At 69.4% G+C, this 17,052-nt stretch carries 14 protein-coding genes; 5 read left to right on the top strand and 9 right to left on the bottom strand.

What is annotated here, in order from left to right; translation table 11 throughout:
• Positions 1-38 precede the first annotated feature (38 nt).
• The 9 genes from WFQ05_RS15625 to WFQ05_RS15585 form a co-directional block, all read right to left on the bottom strand.
• Complete coding sequence (locus tag WFQ05_RS15625) at positions 39-884, bottom strand: symmetrical bis(5'-nucleosyl)-tetraphosphatase (protein ID WP_130523602.1); 846 nt, start codon at positions 882-884, stop codon at positions 39-41.
• A gap of 5 nt (positions 885-889) precedes the next feature.
• Positions 890-1,270 carry a Co2+/Mg2+ efflux protein ApaG gene (gene apaG / locus WFQ05_RS15620; RefSeq protein WP_130519236.1) on the bottom strand — a complete coding sequence of 127 codons (381 nt, stop codon included), beginning with the start codon at positions 1,268-1,270 and terminating at the stop codon, positions 890-892.
• A 20-nt stretch (positions 1,271-1,290) separates the two neighbouring features.
• Positions 1,291-2,103 carry a 16S rRNA (adenine(1518)-N(6)/adenine(1519)-N(6))-dimethyltransferase RsmA gene (gene rsmA, locus WFQ05_RS15615; protein WP_337054487.1) on the bottom strand — a complete coding sequence of 271 codons (813 nt, stop codon included), beginning with the start codon at positions 2,101-2,103 and terminating at the stop codon, positions 1,291-1,293.
• A gap of 171 nt (positions 2,104-2,274) precedes the next feature.
• Positions 2,275-3,255 (bottom strand): 4-hydroxythreonine-4-phosphate dehydrogenase PdxA, encoded by a 981-nt coding sequence (gene pdxA, locus WFQ05_RS15610; protein WP_337054486.1) that lies wholly within the window; start codon positions 3,253-3,255, stop codon positions 2,275-2,277.
• Positions 3,256-3,265: 10 nt separating this feature from the next.
• Positions 3,266-4,699: a peptidylprolyl isomerase gene (locus WFQ05_RS15605; RefSeq protein WP_130519232.1), complete on the bottom strand. Its 1,434-nt coding sequence runs from the start codon at positions 4,697-4,699 to the stop codon at positions 3,266-3,268.
• A gap of 8 nt (positions 4,700-4,707) precedes the next feature.
• Positions 4,708-7,137, bottom strand: a complete 2,430-nt coding sequence (gene lptD / locus WFQ05_RS15600; RefSeq protein WP_130523604.1) for an LPS assembly protein LptD — start codon at positions 7,135-7,137, stop codon at positions 4,708-4,710.
• Between the two features lie 113 nt (positions 7,138-7,250).
• Positions 7,251-8,159 (bottom strand): histone deacetylase family protein, encoded by a 909-nt coding sequence (locus WFQ05_RS15595; protein ID WP_130529370.1) that lies wholly within the window; start codon positions 8,157-8,159, stop codon positions 7,251-7,253.
• Complete coding sequence (locus tag WFQ05_RS15590; RefSeq protein ID WP_130519226.1) at positions 8,156-8,719, bottom strand: cob(I)yrinic acid a,c-diamide adenosyltransferase; 564 nt, start codon at positions 8,717-8,719, stop codon at positions 8,156-8,158. Before WFQ05_RS15590 ends, WFQ05_RS15595 begins: the two co-directional genes overlap by 4 nt.
• A 16-nt stretch (positions 8,720-8,735) precedes the next feature.
• Positions 8,736-9,356: a hypothetical protein gene (locus tag WFQ05_RS15585; protein WP_337054485.1), complete on the bottom strand. Its 621-nt coding sequence runs from the start codon at positions 9,354-9,356 to the stop codon at positions 8,736-8,738.
• Between WFQ05_RS15585 and WFQ05_RS15580 the strand changes: the two genes are divergently transcribed.
• Genes WFQ05_RS15580 through WFQ05_RS15560 form a run of 5 tightly spaced genes read left to right on the top strand, consistent with a single transcriptional unit; the run spans position 9,250 to position 17,035 of the window.
• Positions 9,250-10,182: a GspH/FimT family pseudopilin gene (locus tag WFQ05_RS15580; RefSeq protein WP_337054484.1), complete on the top strand. Its 933-nt coding sequence runs from the start codon at positions 9,250-9,252 to the stop codon at positions 10,180-10,182. The two genes, WFQ05_RS15585 and WFQ05_RS15580, sit on opposite strands and share 107 nt — an antisense overlap.
• Complete coding sequence (pilV, locus tag WFQ05_RS15575; RefSeq protein ID WP_235872411.1) at positions 10,179-10,664, top strand: type IV pilus modification protein PilV; 486 nt, start codon at positions 10,179-10,181, stop codon at positions 10,662-10,664. Before WFQ05_RS15580 ends, pilV begins: the two co-directional genes overlap by 4 nt.
• On the top strand, positions 10,661-11,854 hold the full coding sequence (locus WFQ05_RS15570) for a PilW family protein (protein WP_337054483.1): 1,194 nt from the start codon (positions 10,661-10,663) through the stop codon (positions 11,852-11,854). The genes pilV and WFQ05_RS15570 overlap by 4 nt, the downstream gene beginning before the upstream one ends.
• The gene (locus tag WFQ05_RS15565) at positions 11,844-12,323 is read left to right on the top strand and encodes a PilX N-terminal domain-containing pilus assembly protein (protein ID WP_130519218.1); all 480 of its coding nucleotides are present in this window, start codon (positions 11,844-11,846) and stop codon (positions 12,321-12,323) included. Before WFQ05_RS15570 ends, WFQ05_RS15565 begins: the two co-directional genes overlap by 11 nt.
• Positions 12,320-17,035 (top strand): PilC/PilY family type IV pilus protein, encoded by a 4,716-nt coding sequence (locus WFQ05_RS15560; protein ID WP_337054482.1) that lies wholly within the window; start codon positions 12,320-12,322, stop codon positions 17,033-17,035. Before WFQ05_RS15565 ends, WFQ05_RS15560 begins: the two co-directional genes overlap by 4 nt.
• Positions 17,036-17,052: the final 17 nt, after the last annotated feature.

Raw genomic sequence — 17,052 nt, 5'->3', positions numbered from 1 at the left:
CCATGGGTTCCCGCTTTCGCAGGAACGACGACCTGATGCTAATCGCGCCGTGCCGTGCCCGGGTCGACATCGCGCCCCGGTACCTGCACCACGCGCAGCTCATCGGTATCCAGCTGCAGCGCGGTGAGCCTGCCGCCCCAGACCGCGCCGGTGTCGATGGCGTGCACGCCCAGGCCCAGCATCAGCCCCAGCGTGGACCAGTGGCCGCAGACGATCTTCAGTTCGCGCGGCTCGTGGCCGGGCACGGCGAACCAGGGATACAGGCCCTGCGCCTGCGTGCCCGGCGTGCCTTTCTCTTCCATCGCGATGCGCCCGCGCGGCGTGCAGTAGCGCATGCGGGTGAGCACGTTGATGATCGCGCGCCAGCGGTCCGGGCCGGCCAGGCCGGTGGACCAGTTGGGCTTGTCGCCGTACATGCTGCGCATCAGCTTGCGAAAAGCCGGGCCGCGCAGCTGCTTCTCCACCTCGCGCGCATAGCCCTCGGCTGCGGCGCAGTTCCAGCGCGGGGCCAGGCCGGCATGCACCATCATCCAGCCCAGCTCGCGGTCCACGTGCACCAGCTCGCGGTGACGCAGCCATTCCAGCAGCGTGTCGCGGTCGTGCGCCTGCACGATCCGGCCCAGGTCCGGATTGACCTTGCGCTGCTCCTCTTCGGTGCGCGCGCCGATGGCCAGCAGCGACAGGTCGTGGTTGCCCAGCACCACCTCGCAGTGGTCGCGCAGCGAATGCACCAGGCGCAGGGTCTCCAGCGACTGCCCGCCGCGGTTGACCAGATCGCCGCAGAACCAGATCCGGTCGCGCGCGGGATCGAAATCGAGTTTTTCCAGCAGCCGTGCCGTGGCGTCGTAACAGCCCTGCAGGTCGCCAATCGCCCAGACCGCCATGGCGCTTAGTGCAGCGTACGCGGCACCGACAGCGCGAAGGGCGCGATCGGGGCATCGAAGTGCGTGCCGTCGTCGGCCACCATGTCGTAACGACCGCGCATGGTGCCGTGGTCGGTCTCCAGCACCGCGCCGGAGGTGTACTGGAACAGCTCGCCCGGACGCAGGCGCGGCTGTTCGCCGACCACGCCCTCGCCATCGACGCGCTCGGTCTTGCCGTTGCCGTCGGTGATTTCCCAATGGCGCGCGAGCAGGCGCGCCGGCTGCGTGCCGCGGTTGCGGATCACGATGGTGTAGGCGAAGACGTAATGACCGCTGGCAGGTTCCGAGCGTTCTTCCAGGAACCGGGTGGCGACATCGACATCGATGGCGTAATCGTTGCTGCTCATGCGCACAGTGTACTCAAGCCTCAGCCCGGTTCGGCCGCCTCGCCGTACGGCAGATTGGCCAGCGCGATGAAGTCGCGCACGGCCACCTGTTCGGCGCGCGCATCCGGGCGGATGCCGGCGGCCTCGATCTGGGCCACGTCGCACACGCTGGACAGCGCATTGCGCAAGGTCTTGCGGCGCTGGCCGAAGGCCGCGCGCACCACCGCTTCCAGGCGCTTGGGATCGCGTACGTCGATACGCGCCGGATCCCGCGGCACCAGGCGCACCACGGCCGAATCGACCTTCGGCGGCGGGCTGAACGCGCCCGGCGGCACCACGAACAGCGGCGTCACCTCGCAGTAGGCCTGCAGCATCACGCTCAGGCGTCCGTACACCTTGCTGCCCGGGCCCGCGGCCATGCGATCGACCACTTCCTTCTGCAGCATGAAATGCATGTCCGCGATCGCCGCGGCATGGTCCAGCGCATGGAAGAGGATCGGCGAGGACAGGTTGTAGGGCAGGTTGCCGACCAGGCGCAGCGTGCGGCCCTGCGCCAGCTCGGTGAAATCGACCGAGAGCACATCGCGGTGGAGGATGGTCAGATCGCCCACGTCCTCCGCGGCGGCGGTGAGCGGGGCGATGAGGTCGCGGTCGAACTCGATCGCGGTCAGCGCACCGTGCCGGCGCAGCAGCGGGAAGGTGATCGCGCCCTGGCCTGGGCCGATCTCCACCAGGGTGTCGCCCGGCTTGGGATCGACCGCCTGCACGATGCGGTCGATGTAGTGCCGCTCGTGCAGGAAGTGCTGGCCGAGCGACTTCTTGGCCGGTGCACTGAAGTGGGGGGTAGCGGTCATTGCGACAGTTTACCCGGCATGGGCAGGCCGTCCTCTTTGTCGTATCCCGGCATCCTTGTAGAGCGGAGCTTGCTCCGCTGCTCTCCGGCCGAATCATCGGGAAAGCCCCAGCGGAGCAAGCTCCGCTCTACAGGGGGGCGGGTGCTCCCAGGCGGGGGCTTGCCGCTGAGTTCACCGTGTGCGCCTGCGCGCGGCCATCGCCGCGCAGGTGCGCACCGCGGCGAACAGGCTGGAGGGGTCAGCCACGCCCTGGCCGGCCAGCGCCAGCGCGGTGCCGTGATCGACCGCCACGCGCGGGTAGGGCAGGCCCAGGGTGAGGTTCACGGCCTGCTCGAAGCCGCTGTACTTGAGCACCGGCAGGCCCTGGTCGTGATACATCGCCAGCACCGCGTCGAAGCCGGCCAGCTTGTCGGGCAGGAAGGCCGTGTCGGCCGGCAGCGGGCCGATCAGCTCCAGGTCTTCCCCACGCAAGCTCGCCAGCGTCGGGATGATCAGGTCCAGCTCCTCGCGGCCCAGGTGGCCTTCCTCACCGGCGTGCGGGTTCAGGCCGAGCACGCACAGGCGCGGACGGGCGATGCCGAAGTCCTCGCGCAGCGCCTGCACGGTCGTGTGCACGGCGTGGCGCAGGGCGGCCTCGGTAATGGCATCGGGCACCGCGCGCAGCGGCAAGTGGGTGGTGACCAGCGCCACGCGCACGATCTGGTTGGCCAGCATCATCACCACCGCGCGGCCGGCATGATGGGCCAGCAGTTCGGTGGTGCCGGTATAGGCGATGCCGCCTTCGTTGATCACCGCCTTGTGCACGGGGCCGGTGACCACGCCGGCGAAGCGGCCGGCGATGCAGCCATCGGCCGCGGCGAGCAGGGCGTCGATGACCGCGGCCGCGTTGCGCGGATCGGTCCTGCCGAAGCGGCTGGGCACCGCGTTGGGTACCGGCACGAAGGCCAGGTCGCCCGGCGCCTGGGGCTGCGCGTCGGCGGGCAGCAGGTTCAGCGGCAGCGCAAGCGCCTGGGCCGCCGCGTGCAGGGTGTCGGCATCGCCGAAGGCGACCAGCCGGCAGTCCTGGCGCGGCTGCTGGACCAGCCGGATGCAAAGTTCCGGCCCGATCCCGGCCGGCTCGCCGGGGACGAGCGCCAGGTCGGGCCGCATCACCCTGGCTGCCTTACGGCATCTGGCTGGACGAGGCCGAGCCGGGCATGTCGTTGTTGTCGCCGCCGCGCTGCTTCTTGCCGGCACGGGCCGCTTCCTCGGCCGCGCCCGGGGCGCTCATCGCGGTATCCGGCGTGGCGTTGTCGATCGCCGGGTCGCCGGTGCGGAAGCTGACGTAGGCTTCGCCGCGCAGCTCCAGCAGGTAGCGGTTGTATTCCTCTTCCAGCTTGCGCCGGCCGATCGTGTCGCGTACCTGGGCACGGCGGTTCTGATCGGTCACGTCGGTCTGGCGGGTGCCTTCGCGCTGGACGATGTGCCAGCCGGCCTCGGTACGGAAGGGCTCGCTGACCTCGCCGTCCTTCAGCGCGGTCAGGCGCTGGCCGAAGTCCGGGCCGAACTGGTCGGCGGTGAACCAGCCCAGGTCGCCGCCATCGTTCTTGGTGTTGGCGTCCTCGGAGTCGGCCTTGGCCAGCTCGGCGAAGTCCGCGCCGCCGGCGATGCGGGCGCGCAGGGTGTCGATCTTGGCCTTGGCCGCCGCGGCGTCCTGCACCGGCGTGACGCGCACTAGGATGTGGCGGGCGTGGTACTCGGTGGTCATCTGGCTGGGCGCCTGCGAGGCGTCGCGGGTCTCGACCAGCTTGAGCAGCTGGAAGCCGGACGGACCGCGGATCGGGCCGACCACCTGGCCGGCCTGCATGCTCTTGAGCGTGTCGACGAAGGCCACCGGGATCTCGTCCAGGCTGCGCCAGCCCAGGTCGCCGCCTTCCAGCGCGTTGGGGCTGTCCGAATAGCGCACGGCTGCGGCCGAGAAGTCCATCTCGTTGCGGTCCAGCAGGCTCTTGACGCCCTCGGCCTTCTTCTGGCCGGTGGCGATCTGCTCGGCGGTGGCGCCCTCGGGCAGGCCGATCAGGATGTGCGCCAGGTGGTACTGCACGCCGCCGTTGGCCTGGGCCTTGAGCGCGGCGTCGACCTCGGCCTCGCTGACCCGGATGCGGCTCTGGCCGTAGCTCTGGCGCAGGCGCTGGACGGTGATCTCGTCGCGCAGCGAGCTGCGGAACTCGTCGAAGGACAGGCCTTCGGCGGCCAGGCGCTGGCGCAGGCCGTCGACCGTGGTGTTGTTCTGCTGGGCCACGCTGGCCACAGCGCTGTTGACTTCCTCGTCGCTGACGCTGATGCCGTTTTCCTGGGCGCGGGCGACCTGCAGCTTGACCAGCACCAGGCGCTCGAGCACCTGCCGGCGCAGCACTTCAGGCGGCGGCAGCTGGGCGGGGTTGCTGGCGTACTGGGCCTGGACGTTGGCCACGGCGCGGTCCAGCTCGCTCTTCAGCACCACGTCCTCGTTGACCACGGCGGCGATGCCGTCCAGCGGCTGGGATTCCTGCGCGCGCAGCGGCGCGATGACGGTAGCGGCCAGCAGGCCGGCAACGAAAAGGGATCGAATGGTCATGGATGTCTTCAGAACGGATCGGAACCGGTGTCGTCGTTGTCGTCGAGATCCGGGGCGGCGACGCTGGGAGGCACCAGATACAGGTCGTCGCGGTAATAGCCGAGAATACCACGGCGCAAGGTCTTGTCCGTGTTCTGGCCCAGCGAGGACAGGCCCTTGAGCACGAACTCCATCTGGATCTGGTTGTCCGAATCGCCTTGGCGATTGCGCACGTAATGGCGGCCGAGCAGGCGCACGGCCAGGCAGCAGCTGTCCCACTGCACGCCGCCGATCGCTTCCAGCACCTTGTTGTCCTGGAAGGAGTAGTAGTAGCGCCCGACCACGCTCCACACCGGGTTGATCGGGTAGAGGAAAGACAGGTCGGCCTGCTTGAGCAGGTCGCGGCGGTAGCGGTAGGACAGGTTGACCACGCCGTCGTTGCCGATCAGATAGCGCGAACGGAAGCTGATCAGGTCGGCGCGGCTGTTCTTGGCGTCGTACTGGTAGGACGCGCCCAGCGTCCAGCGGTCGGTGGGCATGTAGTTGGAGTCGACGATCCAGGCCGACTTGCCCTTCTCGATCGGCTGCGAGTTCTGGTTCAGCAGGACATTGGAATCCTCGAAATAGAGGATCTGGCCCAGGCTGATGTTGAACTTCTCCAGACCGTCGGTCTGGCGGATGCTGCGGCTGGTCAGCGCCAGGGTCAGCTGGTTGGCATCGGTCTGGCGGTCGGCGCCGGAGAAGCGGTTGTCGCGGAACAGCTGGCCCCAGCTATAGGTCATGTCGCCGGTGTCGAACAGCGGCAGGTTGTTCTGGTTGCGGTAGGGCACGTTGAGGTAGTACAGCCGCGGCTCCAGCGTCTGCAGGTAGGGCGTGTCGCCCCACTGCGTGTCGCGGTCGAAGAACAGCCCGGCGTCCACCGTGGCGATGGGCGTGGAGCGGGTCGGCGAGCGGTCGCCGCCGAGCTGGTCGGCCAGCCCCTGCTCCAGGTGATAGGCGGTGTAGCGATAGGCCAGGCCCGGCTCGATGAACCATGCCGCGCCGCGCAGCGGCAGCGACACATAGGGCTTGAGGTCCAGGCGGCTGCCGCCGTCCTTCTCGCTGTGGTCGAAGCGGCTCAGGTCGCTCTTGAAGCCCACGGTCAGCCAGTCCAGCACCGGCCGGTCGTAGTTGAAGAACAGCCGCGGCAGGCTGTTGTAGGGCAGGGTGGCCTTGTCGACGGTGTAGTCGGCCGAGGTGTAGGTGATCGTCTCGGCGCCGGCGTTCCAGTACTGGGAGCGCCCATAGATGCCCACGGTGCTGGTCAGGGCCGAGGTGGCATAGCCGTAGCCGCCGTTGGTGCCGTTGGAGATGCCGCCGTTGTCCTCCAGATAGCGCGAGTCGCTGATCCAGGAGAAGTCGGCGCGGGCCTGCCAGGTGCTGCTGAGGTCGTGATGGCCGCGGAAACGGAAGAAGCCGCGGTTCTTGTCCTGCAGCGGATCGTTGTAGATGTTCTCGTCGCCGCTGCCGGGCAGGGCGTTGGCGTAGTCGCGGGCGCGGCGGCGCACCAGGTCGTCGCTGGGCATCCAGGCGCCTTCCAGCTTGCCTTCGCCGCCGTGGTAGAGGTAGCGGAACTCGCCGCCGAACACCACGCCTCGGTCGCTCATGTAGCGCGGATACAGCGTGGAGTCGTAGTTGGGCGCCAGGTTGAGGTAGATCGGCTGCTCGTAGCTCAGGCCGTTCTTGCCCGACAGGCCCACGCGCGGGAACAGCAGGCCGGTCTGGCGGCGGTCGTCGATCGGGAACTTGAACCAGGGCGCGTACAGGATCGGCACGCTGCCGATGCGCACCACCGCGTGGTGCGCGGTGGCGAAGCCTTCGTCGGTGTTGACGTCGATCTCGCGCGAGCGCAGGTACCAGCGCTGCCAGGCCGGGTCTTCCGGGTCGCAGGTGGTATAGGTCGAGCCCATCAGCTCGCCCTGCGGGCCGACCATGTTGATCGTGTCGGCCACGCCGTTGCCGCGGCGGGAGATCAGCTGGTACTGCACGTCCTCGATGTGATGCGAGTCGTCGTTCTGGTTGCCGCTGGCGCGCTTGGCGATGACGCGGATGCCCGAGTCCTGGTAGCGCACATTGCCGTCGGCGGTGTAGGTGCCTTCTTCCTGGTTGAGGAAGAGGTTGTCGGCATTGAGGAACTGATCGCCACGGATCAGGCGCACATTGCCTTGGTAGTTGGCGGTGCCGTCGATGTTGTTGCCGTTGAGCGTGTCGCCGGTTACATCGGTGGGCAGCAGCTGGCTCTGCTGGCGCTGGGCGGCCTGATCCTTCGGCGCGACGGCCGCAGGCGCCCCGTCGAAGGCGGGGATCGCATCTTGGACCGGGCACAGCGCGTAGCTGACGGGTTTTTCATCCGCGGCCATGGCCGGCAGGGCCAGGGCAATGCTGAACGGAATGGGCAGCAGGCGAAAGGCTCGGCGCACGCGTTGGGGAATCCGGACGAAAAACGGCCGTTAGCTTGCCGTATCGGGATGGACGGGGCAATGAAGACGCGCCGACAACGGCCGGCTCGGGTTCAGGGCAGGCCCGGCGGCCGTCAGCGCAGCGCCGCCACGTGCGCGCTGGCGCACTCGCGCAGGGCGTCCAGGTCGTAGCCGCCCTCCAGCGCCGAGACAATGCGGCCGCCGGCGTGGGTCTGCGCGATCTGGCGTAGGCGCCGGGTGATCCAGTCGAAATCCTCGGTGTCCAGCATCAGGTCGGCCAGCGGATCGCGCATATGGGCGTCGAACCCGGCCGAGATCATCACCAGCTGCGGGCGGAAGGCCTCGATCGCCGGCAGCATCCGGTCCTCCCACAGGTTGCGGAAGGCGAAGCTGCCGCTGCCCGGCGGCAGCAGGGCGTTGAGCACGTTGCCGACGCCGCGTTCGGACGGGGCCCCGCTGTAGGGGAACAGCCCCGACTCGTGGCTGCTGAAGTAGGCCACCCGCGGGTCGTCCTGGAAGATGGCCTGGGTGCCGTTGCCGTGGTGCACATCGAAATCCACCACCGCCACGCGCTCCAGCCGGTGGTGCTCGCAGGCATAGGCCGCGCCGATGGCGATGTTGTTGAGCAGGCAGAAGCCCATCGCCGTGCTGGCCGTGGCGTGGTGGCCGGGCGGGCGCACGGCGCAGAAGGCGACCGGGTCGCGCCCGTCCATCACCGCATCGACCGCGGCGATCACCGCCCCGGCCGCGCGCAGCGCCGCGGCGCGCGAGCCCGGGCTGACCACCGTGTCCGGGTCGAGCATCACATGCCCGCTGAAATCGTGTTCCATCACCGCCTGGATGTGCTCGGGCGTGTGGACCCGGCGCAGGTCGCCGAGCTTGGCCGAGGGCGCCTCCCGCCAGTCCAGGTCGCCGTGGTCGCGGCGCAGCGCCTCGAGCACGACCTCCAGCCTGGCCTGGCGTTCGGGATGCTCGGGGCCGGGGTCGTGGCCCAGGCAGGCCGGGTGGGTCAGGATGATCACGGCGCGGCGAGCCGGCGCCGGTGGTCCCACAGCACTTCGCCGGCGCCATCGGCGCGGGCCAGCACGCGGGCCAGCACGAACAGCAGGTCCGAGAGCCGGTTGAGATAGCCGATCGCCTCCGGCCGCACCGGCTCCAGGCGCGACAGCGCCACGGTCTCGCGTTCGGCCCGGCGCACGATGGTGCGGGCCAGGTGGCAGCGCGCGGCCGCCTCACCGCCGGCCGGCAGGATGAAGTCCTTCAGCGGCGGCAGGTGCTCGTTGTAACCGTCCAGCTGGCGCTCCAGCGCGTCCACGTCGGCCGCGGTGATGGCCGCATGGCCCGGGATGCACAGCTCGCCGCCCAGGTCGAACAGCTGGTGCTGGACCGTGGTCAGCAGGGCCTGGATGTCGTCGGCCACGCCGGGCGCGGCCAGCACCACGCCGATGGCCGAGTTGGCCTCGTCCACGGTGCCGTAGGCACTCACCCGGGCCGAATCCTTGCCGGTGCGGCTGCCGTCGCCCAGGCCGGTGGTGCCGTCGTCTCCGGTCCGCGTATAGATGCGCGACAGGCGGTGTCCCATGCGCGGCGCGCCGGCTTCAGCCGGCGGTGCGGTCCTGCGGTCGGGCCAGGCGCACGACCTGCTGCACGCCCACATGGACGATCACGCCCAGGCCGACGTAGATGGCGGTGCTGCGCAGGAAGGGCAGGAACCAGTCGGAGTAGTTCTTCCACCAACCGGCCAGCGTCGCCGGCTGCGGCACGCTGTCGCTGAGCCAGTAGAAGCTGCCCTGGCTGATCAGGTGGCAGACCGCCACCGAGGCCACCAGCGCGACCACGGCCGCGCCGAGGGTGCGCTCCTGGCGCAGGCGGACGGCGGCGCGCGCGGTCAGGCTGCCGCCGAGCCACAGGGCCAGGTAGGCCGGCACCAGGCACCAGTAGGCCGGCGAGACGCAGTAGTGCTTCCAGAACTCCAGGCCCTGGCCGGTGATGACGGCGTAGTCCACGCCCACCGCCAGCGCCATGAACAGCGGGAAGGCCCAGCGCGACCAGCCGCGCAGGTAGAACCCGGCCATGAAGAACACCGCCCAGGAGGCGTCGGGCAGCGCGCCGATGTGCGTGGACAGCGCCGGCAGGTGCAGGCGGGTGGCGATCATCACGGCGGCCAGCAAGGCCAGGATGGCCGCGCGCGGGCCGGTACGGGTGGGGAGCGGGGTCATGGTGGCAGTCTGGTGCATGAACGGCGATTCTACCGTGCGCGTCCCCAGGCGTGGGGGCGCCATCCGTTCACGGCGCGCCGCCGACCGCTCATCGGTGTCGCGGGCACGCTCCTGCCGTTGCTTGCCCGCGCTGCGTGCCGGCGACACATGGCGCAAAAGATGGACATCGGCCGCGGCTTGGCCGGGATTAGCGTGCGCCCGCGCTCGCCAAGCCGTGGAGGTGCCCGGCTCGTGCGCAGGGGGGGGCATGCCGGTGGATGCTTGCGAACGGTTCGGAAGAGGGGCCAGGGCCTGGCGCGCCGGAGGATGGCGCGGTGGGAGCGCGGGCTTCACCCTGCTCGAGCTGATGGTCGTGGTGGTGGTGCTCGCCATCCTGGCGGCCATCGCCTTTCCCAGCTTCAAGTCGGTCATCCAGCAGACCCAGCTGACGACCCAGGCCAATTCGCTGGTGGCGGGGCTGGCCCTGGCCCGGTCCGAGGCCATCCGCACGATCCAGGCGTCCGGGCTGTGTCCCAGCACCGACGGCAGCAGCTGCGCGGCCAGCTGGTCCGGCGGCTGGCTGGTGTGGGACGACACCAATGGCGACGGCGTCCTGAGCGCGGGCGAGCCGGTGGTGCGCTACGAGGCCGGCAACGACCGGCTGCAGCTGAGCGGGACCGGCGGGGCGGTGGTGAACTTCGATTCGCGCGGGCGCCGTGCCTCCGGCGTGGATCAGGTGCTGAGCCTGCAGCCGGTGGACTGCGCGAGCGGCGCGGCGGGACTGCGCCGCGACATCGCCGTGGCCGCGACCGGCTCGGTGAAGGTGGTCTCGGGAGCCTGCTCGTGAAGGTCGTGACCTTTCCGGTGAGTGCCCGCGCTCGAAACCAGGGCGGCTTCACCCTGCTGGAGGTCCTGATCGCCCTGCTGGTGCTGGCGGTCGGGCTGCTCGGCTTCGCGATGCTGCAGGTGGTCAACGTGCGCTACACCGAGAGCGCCAACTACCGCACCAAGGCCACGCAGCTGGCCGACACCTTGCTGGACCAGGTGCGCGCGGATCGCAAGTCCGTCGCGGCCTACGCCACCACGTATACCGGGACCGCCGACGCCAGCGCCTGCGCGCTGGCGACCGGCGCGATGACCGCGGCGACCTTCAAGACGCTCTGGCAATGCCAGCTGGGTCGCGCGCTCGGGGCCGATGCCTCGGCCACCGTCACCCAGACGCCCAGCGGCGATGCGACGACGCTGACGGTGTCGATCAGCTGGACCGACGATCGCGGCAACGCCGCCTCGACTGGCCAGCAGGTCTTCAGCACGAGCACGACGCTATGAGCCGCCTTCGCCGGGCATCCCGTTTCAGGCAGGCGGGCCTGTCGCTGATCGAGCTGATGATCGCCCTGCTGATCGGCTTGCTGCTGCTGCTGGGCGTGGTGCAGGTCTTCTCGGCCTCCAGCAACGCCTATCGCCTGGCCAAGGCACAGGCGCGCCTGCAGGAGGGCGGGCGCTTCGCCATGGACTACCTGAGCCGGGACCTGCGCATGGCCGGGCACATGGGCTGCAGCAGCGACACCATCCTGACCCGCGACGGATCCTCGCTGCTGACCACGCGCACTACCTTCGGCGCCGGCGCTGACGCCGCGCTGCAGTTCAACTTCGCCGTGCGCGGCTATGGGGCGAACGGGACCACGCCGGGGACCACGGTGACCCTGAGCAGCACCCCCACCGTGGGCGGCAGCTTCACCCCGGCGCTGCCCGCGCAGATCGCCGCCGCCTTGACCAACCGCGTCGCCGGCAGCGACATCCTGGTGCTGCGCTATCTGGAAGGGCAGGGCCTGCCCATCGCCACGGCGGTCAACGGCGCAACCCCCACGTTCGCCATCTCGCCCAGCGCCGCGGACTGGACGCTGTTCAAGGGCGGCATCGCAGCGCCCGGCCTGTTCGGCATCACCACCTGCGACAACGCCATCGTCTTCCAGGCCGCCGCCGTGTCTCCGGCGGCGAGCGTGTCGGTCGGGGCGACGGCGCTCAATGCCGGCCTGGCCAACGTGAACTTCAAGTTCCCGCAGGGGGCCGAGCTGTATCGCGCCGAGAGCGAGGTGTACTACGTCGGCCTCAACAGCCAGACCCAGCGTCCCTCGCTGTATCGGGTGCGCTTCACGGCCGCGCCGGGCGGCGTGCTGACCACCCAGTCCGAGGAACTGGTCGAAGGCGTGGAGAACATGCAGCTGCTCTACGGTCAGGAGCAGGCCTCCGGCACCACGCCCAGCGGCGCGGTGACCCAGCTGCTGACCGCCGCCCAGGTCGATGCCTCGATGGGCGATCCGGAGAAGGCCTGGCGCCGGGTGGTCAGTGTGCAGATCGGGCTGGTGATGGCCAGCCCGGAACCTGCGTCGGCCACCCAGGCCACGGCCGACAACCGCCTGACCACCCAGGGCGTCACCTTCATCACGCCGGACGATGCGCGCGCGCGCTCGGTCTACCAGTCCACCGTCACGTTGCGGAACCGCCTCTATGGAAACTGAGCGCAAGCTCCGTGCGCCGCGCACGCCGGGCCGGCAGGCCGGCGCGATCCTGTATGTCGCTCTGGTCATGCTGTTGCTGCTGGCCCTGCTGGGGCTGAGCGGCATGACGGTGGCCTCGATGCAGGAAAAGATGGCCTCCAACTACCGCCAGTCCGATCTGGCCTTCCAGAACGCCGAGGCGCAGGCCAGGCAGAAGGAGGCCGCGCTGAAGGCCTCGGCCCTCTCCGTGACCAAGGACAGCACGGCCTGCACCTTCGATGCCCTGGCGTGGTCGCGGACGCAGGGCGCCGCCAATGCGGTGTACGTGCGTCGCCTGGTCTGCGACGCCACCACCGGCACCTCGAGCAACCTGGGGGCCACGCTCGACGCAAGCTCGGTCGGCAGTGCCTACGAGATCACTTCGCTGGCCGTCGACACGCCCTCCAGCCCGGCCGCGACCGCGGTCGTCCAGACGATCTACATCCCATGACCTCCCCGGACCTGCCCGCCCGCGCTCCGCTGCGGCTGTTGCGCGCCGTGGCCGCGATCGCGCTGCTGCTGATGGTGTTCATGCCGCTGCTGGCGTCCACCAGCGACTTCGCCATGTCGCAGAGCCCGATGTATCTGGGCGACAGCGAGCCGCCGCTGATGATGATGGTGATGTCGCGCGACGAGCAGCTGTTCAACCGCGCCTACTCGGATTACACCGACCTGGATGGCGACGGGCGGATCGACACCACCTATACCGACACCTTCAGCTATTCCGGCTACTTCGACCCCAATCTCTGCTACGCCTACACCGGCTCGGTGTTCAAGGCGTCCGCCGCGGCCAGCGGGGCCAATGCGCACCAGTGCGCGGGGACCTGGTCGGGCAACTTCCTCAACTGGGCCACGATGAGCCGGCTGGACCTGCTGCGCTATGTGCTGTACGGCGGCAAGCGCAGCACCGACACGGTCGGCAGCAAGGGGGCCTACCAGACCATCCTCGAGAGGTCTTACGTGCCTAACGATCTGCATGCCTGGGTGAAGGTGTATTCGGGCAGCGACATCGGCCAGTACACGCCATACACCTCCACCATGTCCTTCTGCAACGCCTCGCTGTCGGTCGGCGGGGCGCCGCTGATGCGCGCGGCCGCCGGCAGCTATACCGAATGGGCGGCCACCTCGAACAGCCAGTGCACGGTGGGCTCGACCACCGACGACCCGAGCAGCGTGAAGCAGGATTTCAGCGTCCGCGTGGACGTGTGCGACAACAGCGATGCCAGCCTGCGCGAGTCGTTCTGCCGCAGTTACAGCGACGGCACCTACACCTACTACCGGCCTGCCGGGCTGCTGCAGCAGTACGGCGAGAGTGGCAAGCTGCGCTTCGGCCTGATCAGCGGCACCTACGACCAGCCGCGCGCCGGCGGCGTGCTGCGCCGGAACATCGGGCGCTTCGCCGGCAACGGTACCAGCGCCTGCGCCACCGGCGATGAGGTCAACACCCAGAACGGGCGCTTCTGCTATCTGATCAGCACCGCCGCCGGCGACGAGGGCATCGTCAAGGCGGTGGACAACTTCACGATCAGCTACAAGAACGGCGCCAGCACGGTCGGCTGGACCGGCTCGGTCTGGAACGACTGCGGCACCTACGGCATCCTCAACCGCAACGGCTATCCCGCCGGCGCCGGCAACGGCTATCTGAACGACCCGGGCAACAGTTCCGGCTACGCCTGCAGCGCCTGGGGCAATCCGCTGGCGGAGATGTACGGCGAGGCGCTCAAGTACATCGCCGGCGGCAGCAAGACCGCGGCCTTCGGCACCAACAGCAGCGCCGACAGCGCGCGCAGCATTCCGGTGGGGCTGACCTGGAAGGATCCCTACGGCGCGGCCTCCGGCAACGGGCTGGGCTATTCCTACTGTTCCAGCTGCAGCATCCTGGTGCTGTCCTCCGGGGTGCCTTCGTTCGACAGCGACGAGATCCCCACCGTCACCGGCAGGAGCAGCAGCCTCAGCCTGGATGCGGACTCGGCGACCAAGACCGTGGGCGATGACGAGGGCATCACCGGCGGCAGCTATTTCGCCGGCCGCATCACCAATACGCTGGCGGTGGGCGCGCCCGCGGACACCTATGCCGACTACTGCCAGTCGCAGACGGTGACCAGCCTGGGCAAGGTGCTGGGCCTGTGCCCGGATGCGCCTTCCACAGAAGGCAGCTACCGCATCGCCGGCCTGGCCTTCAAGGCGGCCACCACCGACCTGCGCCCGGACCTGGTGGGCAGCAACGGCAAGACCGCCAGCTACAAGAACGTGGTACGCACCTATGCGGTGCAGATGGCCGAGAGCCTGCCCACCTTCAGGATTCCGGTCGGTGGCTCCTTCATCACCATCTCGCCGGTGTGCCAGGCCAACAACAATGGCTCGGCTACCGCGACCAGCAGCGGCTGGCGCACCTGCACGCTGGGCAACATCGGCGCCGGCAAGACCGCCTCACAGGTCTCGCCGCGCTATGTCTATGGCCGCGACCTGCAGTACGACGGCAGCGGCAATCTGGTCGCCGGCAGCTACAAGATCGTGTGGGAGGACTCGCTGTGGGGTAACGACCACGACAACGACGTGGTCACCATGCTCAGCTTCTGCGTGGGCAGCGCCTGCACCAGCACCGGCGGCGTCAACGATGCGACCTATGCCGGCTACGACATCTGCTGGCGCTCGGATTCGGCCCTGTGCACGGGCAGCGGCGACAAGCCGGCGGTCGGTGGTGGCCAGATGATGCTGCGCGTCGAGCTGCTGTCGGCCTATGCGGGCAACGCGCTGCTCTCCGGCTTCACCGTGACCGGCTCCGGGGCCGATGGCACCTACCGCGATCTGCTGCGCCCGGGCAGCAACGATGGCTCCTACCTGACCGCCACCAGCGCGCAGTACGGCCGGTGGAGCCGGCCCAAGGTCTATCTGTTCAATACCGGCAGCGGCAATACCGGCGTGCTGCAGAACCCGCTGTGGTTCGCGGCCAAGTACGGCAACTTCACCGACCGCAACGGCAACGGCAAGCCCGACGCGGGCGAATGGGACAGCGCCACCAGCGGCACGCCGGATGGTTACTTCCTGGCGCGCGATCCGACCAAGCTCAAGACGCGCCTGCAGCAGATCTTCGATTCGGCCGCCAGCAGCGCGGTGGCGGTGTCCGGCAATTCGTCCAGCAGCAGCATCGACAGCAGCGCGTTTTCGGTCTACGCCTCGTTCGCGGCGGGCAGCGACAACGACTGGACCGGCGATGTCATCGCCACCTCGCTGCAGACCAAGGCCCGGCTGTGGTCGGCGGCCAACAAGCTCGACGCCGTCGCCAGCCCGGACACCAGCCGCAACCTCTTCACCGCGATCGCGCCGACCCTGATCCGGAGCGATGGCAGCGTCAGCATGGCGGTCAAGACCGGCGCGCTGGTCTCGACCAACATCCCCGGCGGCTCGCGGACCGCGCAGATGGCGGCCCTGGGTCTGAACACCGGCGACAGCGATACCCAGGCCTGGCTGGGCAGCACCACGGTCGACAGCCTGCTGGCGTATCTGAAGGGGCAGAGCAACAGCACGCTGCGCACGCGTTCCTCGCGGCTGGGCGACATCGTCAATTCCGGCCCGGTGGTCTCGCTGCCGACCGACGACTACGGCTATGGCGCGGCCTGGGGCTCGGCCACGGGGCTGACCGGCCTGGCCACCAGCTACAAGGCCTTCCTGACCAGGAAGGCCGGCCGCACGCCGGCCGTTTACGTGGGGGCCAACGACGGCATGCTGCACGGCTTCGACGCCAGCACCGGCAACGGCGGCAATGAGCTGTTCGGCTTCGTGCCCTACAGCGCACGCCAGCATCTGGGCGAACTGGCCGACCCGGTGACCAGCACCACCAACGCCACCAGCGGCTTCCAGCATCGCTATTACGTGGACGGCCCGGTGTCGGTGGGCGATGCCTACTACGGCGGCGCCTGGCGCACCGTGGCGATCGGGTCCACCGGCGCGGGCGGTGCCAGTGAGACCAACGCCGGCACGCTGCCGCAGGGCTCGGTGTTCGCGCTGGACGTCACCGATCCCACGGCGGTCAGCGCGGCCAGCGTGCTGTGGGAGCTGTCCGGCCAAAACGATGCCAACCTGGGCCAGGTGCTCGGGTCGGCCGTGGTGGTGCCGGTCAAGACCAGCAGCGGCGTGCGCTTCGTGGCCATCTTCGGCAACGGCGCCAATTCGGTGAACGGCAACCCGGTGCTGTACGTGGTCGATGTCGGCACCGGCCAAGTGATCAGCAGGCTGGCCCCGACCGCGGGCGCGTACCTGGGCAAGAACGGCATCGTCAACGTGGCGGTGGCCGCGCTGGGCAACGGCCAGGGCCTGGCCGACACCGTCTATGCCGGCGACCTGCGCGGCAACGTGTGGAAGTTCGATCTCAGTGCCACCGACCCGACCGCCTGGTCGGTGGGGTTCGGCGGCAAACCGCTGTTCAGCGCCGTCGACGCGCAGGGCAACGAGCAGCCGATCACCGGCCATCTGCTGCTGAAGGAGGCCGCCTCCGGCGCCGGCGGGGTCATGGTGTACTTCGGCACCGGCCGCTACTTCGTCAACGGCGATGCATCCAGCGTCAGCGTGCAGAGCCTGTACGGCATCCAGGACAACCTGAGCACGCCGGTCGGCGGCCGCTCGGCGCTGGTCGGGCAGAGCGTCACCGCGACCAGCTCGCCCTCGTCCAACTACGCCGCGCGCGCGGTGTCGAGCAACCCGGTCAACTACGCCAACAGCCGCGGCTGGTATGTGGACCTGGAGGTCGGCTCGGATGCGCAGGGCGAGCGCTTCATCGGCGCGCCTTATCTGCTCAGCGGCGTGGTGTATTTCGCCACCTATACGCCCACGGTGGGCAACAACTGCTCGGGCGGCGGCGAGAACTGGCTGTACGGGCTGGGCGTGCTGACCGGCGGCGGCGCGATGTCGGGACTGACCGATGCCAACGGCAACGCGATCTGCACCGCCAGCTGCGGCGCGGTCAGCGCCAGCGCGTCCTCCAACACCTCGGCCACGGCCACCTCGACCGCGCCGGTGCTGTCGCTGGGCTGGCTGCGCGGCGTGGAAAGCGCGGGCACGCAGCAGACCGGCCAGTGCACCGTCGCCGGCATCGCCAACGGCAGCGTCACCGGCCTGTACGGCAGCGTGCCGTGCGGGCGCCAGTCCTGGCGTCAGCTGAAATAACCTGGGAAGAGAGGCGC

Source organism: Pseudoxanthomonas sp. USHLN014 (assembly GCF_037153335.1).
Lineage (GTDB): Bacteria > Pseudomonadota > Gammaproteobacteria > Xanthomonadales > Xanthomonadaceae > Pseudoxanthomonas_A > Pseudoxanthomonas_A winnipegensis.
The sequence above is the reverse complement of the archived record's forward strand: the minus strand, read 5'-3'. Positions and strand labels throughout refer to the sequence as shown.

Bases quoted from the DNA above. Each gene is read 5' to 3' on its own strand.
- WFQ05_RS15625 (WP_130523602.1), bottom strand. From the start codon at position 884: ATGGCGGTCTGGGCGATTGGCGACCTGCAGGGCTGTTACGACGCCACG.
- apaG (WP_130519236.1), bottom strand. From the start codon at position 1,270: ATGAGCAGCAACGATTACGCCATCGATGTCGATGTCGCCACCCGGTTC.
- rsmA (WP_337054487.1), bottom strand. From the start codon at position 2,103: ATGACCGCTACCCCCCACTTCAGTGCACCGGCCAAGAAGTCGCTCGGC.
- WFQ05_RS15605 (WP_130519232.1), bottom strand. From the start codon at position 4,699: ATGACCATTCGATCCCTTTTCGTTGCCGGCCTGCTGGCCGCTACCGTC.
- WFQ05_RS15590 (WP_130519226.1), bottom strand. From the start codon at position 8,719: ATGGGACACCGCCTGTCGCGCATCTATACGCGGACCGGAGACGACGGC.
- WFQ05_RS15580 (WP_337054484.1), top strand. From the start codon at position 9,250: ATGTGCGTGGACAGCGCCGGCAGGTGCAGGCGGGTGGCGATCATCACG.
- WFQ05_RS15585 (WP_337054485.1), bottom strand. From the start codon at position 9,356: ATGACCCCGCTCCCCACCCGTACCGGCCCGCGCGCGGCCATCCTGGCC.
- WFQ05_RS15570 (WP_337054483.1), top strand. From the start codon at position 10,661: ATGAGCCGCCTTCGCCGGGCATCCCGTTTCAGGCAGGCGGGCCTGTCG.
- WFQ05_RS15565 (WP_130519218.1), top strand. From the start codon at position 11,844: ATGGAAACTGAGCGCAAGCTCCGTGCGCCGCGCACGCCGGGCCGGCAG.
- WFQ05_RS15560 (WP_337054482.1), top strand. From the start codon at position 12,320: ATGACCTCCCCGGACCTGCCCGCCCGCGCTCCGCTGCGGCTGTTGCGC.